At 43.0% G+C, this 8,979-nt stretch carries 6 protein-coding genes; all 6 read right to left on the bottom strand.

Translation table 11 applies throughout. From position 1 onward, the window contains the following. Positions 1-156 precede the first annotated feature (156 nt). Positions 157-1,800: a UxaA family hydrolase gene (locus tag FRX45_RS14105; protein ID WP_152269080.1), complete on the bottom strand. Its 1,644-nt coding sequence runs from the start codon at positions 1,798-1,800 to the stop codon at positions 157-159. Positions 1,801-2,001: 201 nt separating this feature from the next. Then, positions 2,002-4,677 (bottom strand): methionine synthase, encoded by a 2,676-nt coding sequence (metH, locus tag FRX45_RS14100; RefSeq protein ID WP_152269079.1) that lies wholly within the window; start codon positions 4,675-4,677, stop codon positions 2,002-2,004. A gap of 151 nt (positions 4,678-4,828) precedes the next feature. Beyond that, a complete protein-coding gene (locus FRX45_RS14095) occupies positions 4,829-5,365 on the bottom strand; it encodes an ORF6N domain-containing protein (protein WP_152269078.1) in 537 nt (178 codons plus the stop codon). A 160-nt stretch (positions 5,366-5,525) separates the two neighbouring features. Then, the gene (locus tag FRX45_RS14090) at positions 5,526-6,530 is read right to left on the bottom strand and encodes a homocysteine S-methyltransferase family protein (RefSeq protein ID WP_152269077.1); all 1,005 of its coding nucleotides are present in this window, start codon (positions 6,528-6,530) and stop codon (positions 5,526-5,528) included. Positions 6,531-6,773: 243 nt separating this feature from the next. After that, positions 6,774-7,391, bottom strand: coding sequence for a recombination mediator RecR (gene recR, locus FRX45_RS14085; protein ID WP_152269076.1), 618 nt, complete (start codon positions 7,389-7,391; stop codon positions 6,774-6,776). Positions 7,392-7,476: 85 nt separating this feature from the next. After that, on the bottom strand, positions 7,477-8,922 hold the full coding sequence (locus tag FRX45_RS14080; protein ID WP_152269075.1) for an Ig-like domain-containing domain: 1,446 nt from the start codon (positions 8,920-8,922) through the stop codon (positions 7,477-7,479). Positions 8,923-8,979 lie beyond the last annotated feature (57 nt).

Raw genomic sequence — 8,979 nt, 5'->3', positions numbered from 1 at the left:
ACTAATTCCTTAATCGCTTTCTTTTTTAATTCCTCAGAGAAAATCCGATGCTCACGGATTTCTAATTTTGAGTTAACTTGCCGCATAAGTGACTGTTTTTTGTCAACCTATTTTAGGCATACACAACCTCTCACTTCTCACTTAGCACTTACCACTTTACAAAGACACCCCTCTTTTCCACGGAATAAAATCATCCTGGTTTAATTGCACCGCTTTGGGTATCACTTCGCCACTGGCGGCTTTAATACAATACTCCAGTATCTCTTCACCCATTTCCTCAATTGTTTTTTCTCCTTCAATAACAGGACCGGTATCAATGTCAATTATATCTTTCATCCGTTTTGCAAGCGATGAATTGGTAGCTACTTTAATGGTAGGGCAAACAGGGTTGCCCGTTGGCGTGCCCAGCCCTGTAGTAAATAAAATAAGTGTTGAACCCGATGCTGTTTTACCGGTAGTGGCTTCCACATCATTACCGGGTGTACAAACTAAGCTCAAACCAGGCTTCCTTACTTTTTCCGTATAATCCAGCACATCCTCCACCGGTGAAGTGCCTCCTTTTTTTGCTGCACCTGTGGATTTTATAGCATCGGTAATCAATCCGTCTTTGATATTGCCGGGTGAAGGATTCATATGAAATCCCGAACCTACCTTGTGCGCCATTTCATCATAACTTCTCATTAAATGCATGAACTTGCGGGCTGTAGGTTCATCAACCGACCGGTCTATCAGTTCCTGCTCAGCGCCGCACAGTTCGGGAAATTCGGCCAGCAAAATTTTACCGCCCAGTGCTACTACAAGATCGGCACAATACCCAACAGCGGGATTAGCAGATATTCCACTAAAGCCATCACTCCCCCCGCATTTTACGCCAATGCACAATTCGGTAAGAGGAGCCGGTTTTCTTTCCGCTTTATTTAATTCTGTTAAGCCGGTAAAGGTTTTACGAATGGCTTCCGCAACCAATTGTTCCTCACTCTGCGACTGCTGCTGTTCAAAAATATATAAGGGTTTATCAAAGCCGGGATTACGTTCTTTAAGATATTTGAGATAATCCTGTACCTGTAAATTCTGGCAACCCAGGCTCAAAACTGTTACGCCGCCTACATTGGGATGATCGGAATAAGCTGCTAAAAGCCTTCCCAGCGTAGCCGCGTCCTGACGCGTGCCGCCGCAGCCCCCCTGGTGATTGAGGAATTTTATGCCGTCAATATTTTTGAATACCCTGCGCTGGACAGGGTCTGGCTCCACATCAGCGATCTGAAGATTATTGATATCCCCACCTTCCTTATATGCATCTACAAGGTATTTGGTATACGACTTATACTTATCCGTTACCGCGTACCCTAATTCATTGTGTAATGCTTCCCGAATTACATCTAAGTTGCGGTTCTCGCAAAAAACCGTAGGAAGAAACAACCAGTAATTGGCCGTGCCTACCCTGCCATCACTGCGGTGATAGCCATTAAAGGTTCTGTTCTTAAACTTAGACACATCCGGCGCATGCCATTCGTATTTTACGCCGCGGTAATCATAAGGGTCGGCCGCATGTTTGGTATTATCGGTTGTCATCCGCCCGCCTTGGGGCACGTCAAACTGTAGTTTGCCTACCAATACGCCATACATGTATACCGGGTCACCGGCTTTCATGTCTCCAATAAAAAACTTATGCTTTGCATCTACATCGTCAACCAACGTATAGGCAACACCGTTATGCTCAATACTTTCGCCTTTCTTTAAATTGGTAAGTGCCACCAGCACATTATCTTTCTTGTGTATTTTGAGTACTCTTGCTTTCATTGTTCCAAATGATTAGTGTAATATCCGGGGTTTATGCAATAAAACGGAAAGCAAAATTATTGAAATGAGCGTTGATAATAAAAATTGAATTTAGACGAAGGAAGGTGAGTATGCCTTGCATTAACCTGTCTCCCGGCATTTTTTTGTTCCGCTAACCCGTATATTTTATTACGATTCTTCATGGTTTCCAACTTTTCTTAATCATTCAAGCACCGGTCTCAGCCATCTTTGCATTTCTTCTTCACCGGAACCGCTTCGTTTTACATAATCTTCAAACTGATCCTGCTGAATTTTGCCCACGCCAAAATACTGGCTTTGCGGGTGACTGAAATACCAGCCACATACCGATGATGCGGGGTACATAGCTAAAGATTCTGTGAGATGAATGCCTGTTGCCTCTTCGCCGCCCAGCAGGTTGAACAGCTTATATTTTTCTAAGTGATCGGGACAGGCGGGATAACCCGGCGCGGGACGGATACCCTGGTATTTTTCTTTGATCAGTTCTTCATTGCTCAATGCTTCCTCTTTTACATAACCCCAGAATTCTTTTCTTGTCCGCTGGTGCAAACATTCCGCAAAAGCCTCTACTAAGCGATCGCACAAGGCCTGCATCGTTATTTTATTATAATCATCATGCTCCGCTTCAAATTTTTTGATATGAGGTTCTATTCCTTTTATAGTAACGGAAAAAGCACCCATGTAATCCTGCACACCGGTAGTTTGTGGAGCAATAAAATCTGCCAGGGAGAGGTTGGGCTGTCCGGGCGCTTTCTTAATTTGTTGCCGCAGGGATTCTAATCTTATTTTTGATCCACCGTTCTTTACTTCAATGGTATCCGGCGTAGTGGTATTGGCTTGCCAAAAGCCGATAACACCATGAGCCGTTACCCCTTTTTCAGCAACGATCTGGTCCAGCAAAGCATTTGCATCGTTGAATAACTTAGTGGCTTCAACACCTACTTTTTCGTCTGTTAATATTTGCGGAAAATTGCCATGCAGTTCCCATGCTATAAAAAATGGCTTCCAGTCAATATACTGTCGTATTTCCTTCAGATCATACTCTCTGAATATTTTTGTGCCGGTAAAAGAAGGTACGGGAGCAGCATAATTTTCCCAATCAATTTTTACTTTATTGGACTGTGCGGCTTCATAAGAAATATACTGTTTAACCGGTTTCTTATTTTCGAAATCGGTTTTTAGTTTCTGGTATTCGGCACTGATCCCCTCCAGGAATTTTTCTTTTTGCTCATTCAGTAATGCACCCGCAACCGTTACGCTCCTGCTGGCATCCAGCACATGTACCACCCCATGATCGTACTGGGGTGCAATTTTAACGGCTGTATGCATACGCGAAGTGGTAGCGCCGCCGATCAGCAAAGGCAGGTTCATACCCCGCCGTTTCATTTCATGCGCTACATGAACCATTTCATCGAGCGATGGGGTAATTAAACCGCTCACTCCTACCATGGCGGCTCCGCATTTTACCGCTTCATCCAATATTTTATCAGTGGGTACCATCACACCCAGGTCTTTTATATTATAGCCATTGCAGCCCAGTACCACACCTACTATATTTTTACCAATATCATGTACATCTCCTTTTACTGTTGCCAGCAAAATAGTAGGTGCATCAGATACTTCGGATTTTGCGGCTTCTATATAAGGCGTTAGTATAGCAACGGATTTTTTCATCACTCTTGCCGATTTTACCACTTGTGGCAAAAACATTTTTCCCGCACCAAATAAATCTCCCACCACATTCATGCCATCCATCAGCGGACCTTCAATAACATCTAATGGACGAGGATACTTCAGCCGCGCTTCTTCCGTATCAATATCAATAAAATCAGTTATCCCGTTTACCAGTGAATGTGTAAGCCGTTCCTCAACAGAGCTATTGCGCCATGCATTATCTTTAACAACTTCTTTTCCTTTTGCCTTTACCGTTTCAGCAAAAGCGATGAGCTTTTCCGTTGCTTCATTGTTATCATTGTTCCTGTTCAATATTACATCTTCGCACAATTGCCGCAATTTGGGGTCTATCTCATCATACACAACCAATTGACCGGCATTTACAATACCCATATCCATTCCGGCCTTAATAGCATGATATAAAAAAACGGAATGCATGGCTTCCCGCACATGATCATTACCGCGGAAAGAAAAGGATACATTGCTTACGCCACCGCTTATTCTGGTTAGCGGCATCAGTCGTTTTATTTCCTTTGTAGCCTCAATAAAATCTACCGCATAGTTATTGTGCTCTTCAATGCCGGTAGCAATGGCAAAAATATTAGGATCGAAAATGATGTCCTGCGGATCGTATCCTACTTTTTGGGTAAGGATTTTATATGCTTTATGGCTTATCTCTATCTTTCGCTCTTTTGTATCAGCCTGTCCCTGCTCATCAAAAGCCATTACAATAACCGAAGCGCCAAACATTTTGCATATTTCCGCCTGGCGGATAAATTTCTCTTCTCCTTCTTTCATGGAGATGGAGTTAACAATGCACTTGCCCTGCACACATTTTAATCCTGCTTCAATGATCTCAAATTTGGAAGAATCAATCATAATGGGGATCCTGGCGATATCGGGCTCGCTTTGCAGAAGGTTAAGGAAGGTGGTCATGGCCGTTATACCTTCCAGCATGGCGTCATCCATGTTTACATCCAGGACCTGGGCGCCGTTTTCGACCTGCTGCCGGGCAACGCTTAACGCTTCTTCATATTTGCCATCCCTCACCAAACGGGCGAATTTTTTTGAGCCGGTAACATTTGTACGCTCACCTATATTTACAAAGTTTGTTTCGGGGCGAACCACTAAGGGCTCGAGGCCCGATAAACGGAGATATGGTTTTATAACTACAGGTTCAGACATGGTTTTTTAGTTTTAGCGGTTAGCTATGGACCATCAGCCGCGAGCAGTCAGCTTTCAGTTGTCTATTATCAGCTTTCATTATTTAGCTTTTAGCAAACTTGAAGTCGCAATTTGCAATATCAAGTTTGTCGCCCTTATTTCTTATATAATTTCATTTCTTCCCGGAGATTTTGAAACCTATAGGTTCCCTTGGTTTCTCTTCTTTCACCAGTAAACTTTTCAACACTTTAAAAATAGCCTGCACCTCTTCGTCTTTTTTTGCCAGCGATTGTTCTATCTTTTCAATTTTCAACCAAAGTTCTTTATTATCCAGTATGAGTTGCCGCATCCTTGTATACACTCTTACAATCCGGATATTTACCTGAATAGCTTGCTCCGACCTCAGGACGGATGAAAGCATTGCAACACCATGCTCCGTAAATGCATAAGGCATTTTGCGGGTGCCACCCCAACTTGATATCACAAATTGTGATATCAAGTTTTTAAATTCATCTTCCGTCAACTGAAACATAAAATCATACGGAAACCGTGAAAGATTCCTTTGAACCGCCTGGTTTAATACTCTCGTTTCAACTCCGTACATTTCTGCCAGATCTTTATCTAACATAACCTTCACTCCTCTCACCACGTAAATCTTATCTACAATTTCATTGGTTGTTATATCTGGCACCTGCTTTTGTGCTTTCATATGTGTAATTTTTGGTTAGCGTTTTAATGCGATCAGCTTTCAGTGCCATAGTCTTCTTCAACTTGAAGTCGCAGATTGTGATAATATAGAGCCGGACATTGCATTTTCAAATTTTCAAATCCACATATTTTCAAATTCATTTCCCACATTATCAAATTATTCAAACCAACTCCTTCTCCACTACGGGCAAAACCCTGGGTTGTAACCTTTTTACAGAATCCGCTATATGCTTAATATGATCGGGTGTTGTACCACAGCATCCGCCTACAATATTCACAAATCTTCTCTCCGCCCATTCTTCCAAAAAATGCGCCGTTTCATCGGGCGTTTCATCGTATTCGCCCATGGCATTGGGCAAGCCGGCATTAGGATATGCAGACACGTAGCAGGATGCCATCTGCGACAGCTCTTCTATGTGCGAACGCATTTCTTTTGCGCCTAATGCGCAATTCAAACCTATACTTAACGGCTTTGCATGCATTACTGAAGTATAAAAAGCTTCTAAGGTTTGCCCGCTCAGGGTACGGCCCGAAGCATCGGTAATAGTGCCGCTGATCATGATTTCCGCAGGCTGTAATTGGGGATGATCGTGATAAAATTGCTTTATAGCATAAATGGCAGCCTTGGCATTGAGCGTATCAAAAATGGTTTCAACCAATAATATATCAACACCTCCATCGGACAAACCTTTTACCTGTTCATAATAAGCGGCTACTACCTGGTCAAACGTTACGGCCCTGAAGCCGGGATTATTTACATCGGGAGAAAGACTGAGCGTTTTATTTAAGGGTCCCATAGCACCTGCTACCCAGGCTTGTTTACCCGATTGCTTAACCGCTTCCTTAGCGCATTGAGCGGCAGCTACATTCAACTCATAGGCCAGCGACTGCATATCATAATCGGCCTGCGCAATTGTGGTGCTGCTAAAAGTATTGGTTTCAATAATATCTGCACCGGCGGCCAGGTATTGTTTATGAATTTCGGTAATGATTTGCGGTTGTGTAATGCTCAGGAGATCGTTATTACCCTTTACATCGGAAGGCCAGTCTTTAAAACGTTCGCCACGGTAATCTGCTTCCGAAAGTTTATACTGCTGTATCATGGTGCCCATGGCGCCATCTATAATAAGAATACGTTGCTTTAGTATATCGCGGATATCATTCATGCTTCCCTTATTTAAGTTAAACAACATTAGAAGGGTGCGGCGCCCGGTATTAATGAGCATGCTTAACAACAGCATGTCCGCTGCCTCCAAAAAATTATTATTGAACTACAAAACGTTGGGAAACTTTAATGATGGGGGTTTCTTAGCGTTTATTAGTTCTGTTTTTTAATCAGGCTGAACAATAAACAAATCTGCCTGTATATGTGGCGCAAATGTACGATAGTATATTGAAAATAAAAAGCCTTAGTGCGAGACGTACTTTTCAACCGGCATCCTGTTCTGCAAACTCCTGCCTAAAGTAAGCTCATCGGCATACTCCAGCTCGCCGCCAAATGAAATGCCGCGGGCAATGGTAGTAACCTTTACATGGCCTGACCCAAGCTTTTTCTGTATGTAGTAAATAGTGGTATCGCCCTGGATATTGGGACTAAGCGCAAAGATCACTTCCTCTACATCACCCTTTTGTATGCGTTGCAAAAGCGTCTCAATATTTAACTGATCGGGCCCAACACCATCCAACGGTGAAATAATGCCACCCAAAACATGGTATAAGCCATTGTATTGCTGGGTGCTTTCCACCGCAATTACATCGCGTATGGTTTCCACCACGCAAATGGTTTCTTTTTTGCGGGAAGGATTACCGCAAATATTACACAAATTACTGTCGGAAATATTATGGCATACCGTACAAAACAGCACTTCTTTTTTCATCCGGTCAATGGTATTGGTGAACCTTTGTACATCTTCGGGACTCTGCTTAATCAAATGCAATACTAAGCGCAGCGCCGTTTTTTTTCCAATGCCGGGCAAGCGGGCAAATTCATTAACAGCATTTTCAAGTAAGGAAGAAGAAATTTGCATAGCGCAAAGATATAACAAGTTGCAGGGTGAAAGGTACAAGTTCCAGGGTACAAGGTTGCAGGTTGTGCAACAACTATTCAACCAATCATCCACCTGTTACATCACCCGGCGGCTGTACAGGAAGTTCAATGGTAATTTCATTATCCCAATTCGGCCGCACTGTATATTTTTTCCCATCGGACACTATTTTTTCAGGCTGCACCTTTTGCCAGTAATTGCCGGTATCCCATTTACTGTTGCTATTGCGGTCATACAGAATGCGAATCTCATAATCACCGGAGTGGAATAATGTAAAATTCACTTCCCTGCCGGTTACAGGCTGCGACTTTTCTATTTTATCGGCCTTATAAAAAACCAATACAATATGCTGAGCCGTATCCAGGTTCTGCAGCCGTATTTTTAACCTGCCATAGTCGCTGTTCTTTTTTGTTTTAAACCGTACAGTGTCTGCCTTTGCCAGTTCCGTTCCGGAGGAGTCTTTGGCTATATCTTTTTCTAATACCAGCCGGAAGTCCTGTTCTTCCTTCCAGGGATAAGTAAGGGTAAATGATTTATTTACAGAATCCGCTTCAAGGCTATAGCCACTTACCGGTTGAAATAAGGTATCGGTAAAGTGGAGCTTGGTGCTGTCGAAGAATTGCAGTGGTTCGCTGAAAGTAAGGGTTAGATCACCAAGTAAATCCTGCTGGTTGGTTTCAAGACTGGTACTGTAGCTGAGCTTTTTCTCCTTTTTTGCAGCGGCAGTTTTTGATGTGGCCACCGCCTGCCGCTTGCCGCCGGGTCTCTGTTCTTCGGGTTCTTCTGCAAAGGCATACAATACCGGGTGTATGTTGTTATCGCCCACTGTTACCATGCTGTCGTAAAAGGCAAACAGATCACTGTTGCGCATATACATTTTTTGTCCGCCCTGGTCTTTCAATGCAAAAATATTATAGCGGCCGGGAGCAATATTATTGAAAATAAAACGGCCTGCACTGTCTAACCGTGTAAAATATCTTGGCTTTTCTTTTGAAACCACTGAATCATCGAAATTGCGGTGGAGCATTACAATTAAAGTGCTGTCGGGGCGCCCGGTTTCAGCCACAATAACTTTCCCGGAAAGAGTGCTGCTGTCAATATATGTACCGGTAGAAAAAAGGTAGGTGAATTGCTTTGCAGGATTGCCTTCATTAATATCCTTCAGCGATTTTCCGAAATTGATGCTATAGGTTGTATTTTCTTCCAGCGTGTCTTTAATGCGGATGGTAACTTCCTTCAATCTTGCTTCAATGAGCGGCGATACTTTGGGTACCGGTGAAATAACCAATTGTTCTTCGGGCCGGTCTAATTGAATATATTCATCAAAAGTGAGGGTTATTTTATTGCCTGTAAAATTAAGCGTTGAATCTTTAGGCACAGCGCCAAGCATTACCGGTGGAAGTGAATCCCTTGGTCCGCCGGTAGGTGGTATAATTTGCGCACAGCCCGATGTAAATACCAGCAATTTATAAAGGAGCAGTATAATAACAACGGCGCAGAAGACTTTTTTCATTGATGTTCGCTTATCCCTTTCAAATCTGCAAACTTAGCAGGTTTGTAGCTTTTGCAG

It is taken from the genome of Agriterribacter humi, assembly GCF_009192765.1.
Classification (GTDB): domain Bacteria; phylum Bacteroidota; class Bacteroidia; order Chitinophagales; family Chitinophagaceae; genus Agriterribacter; species Agriterribacter humi.
This window is presented reverse-complemented; position numbering and strand designations above follow the sequence as displayed.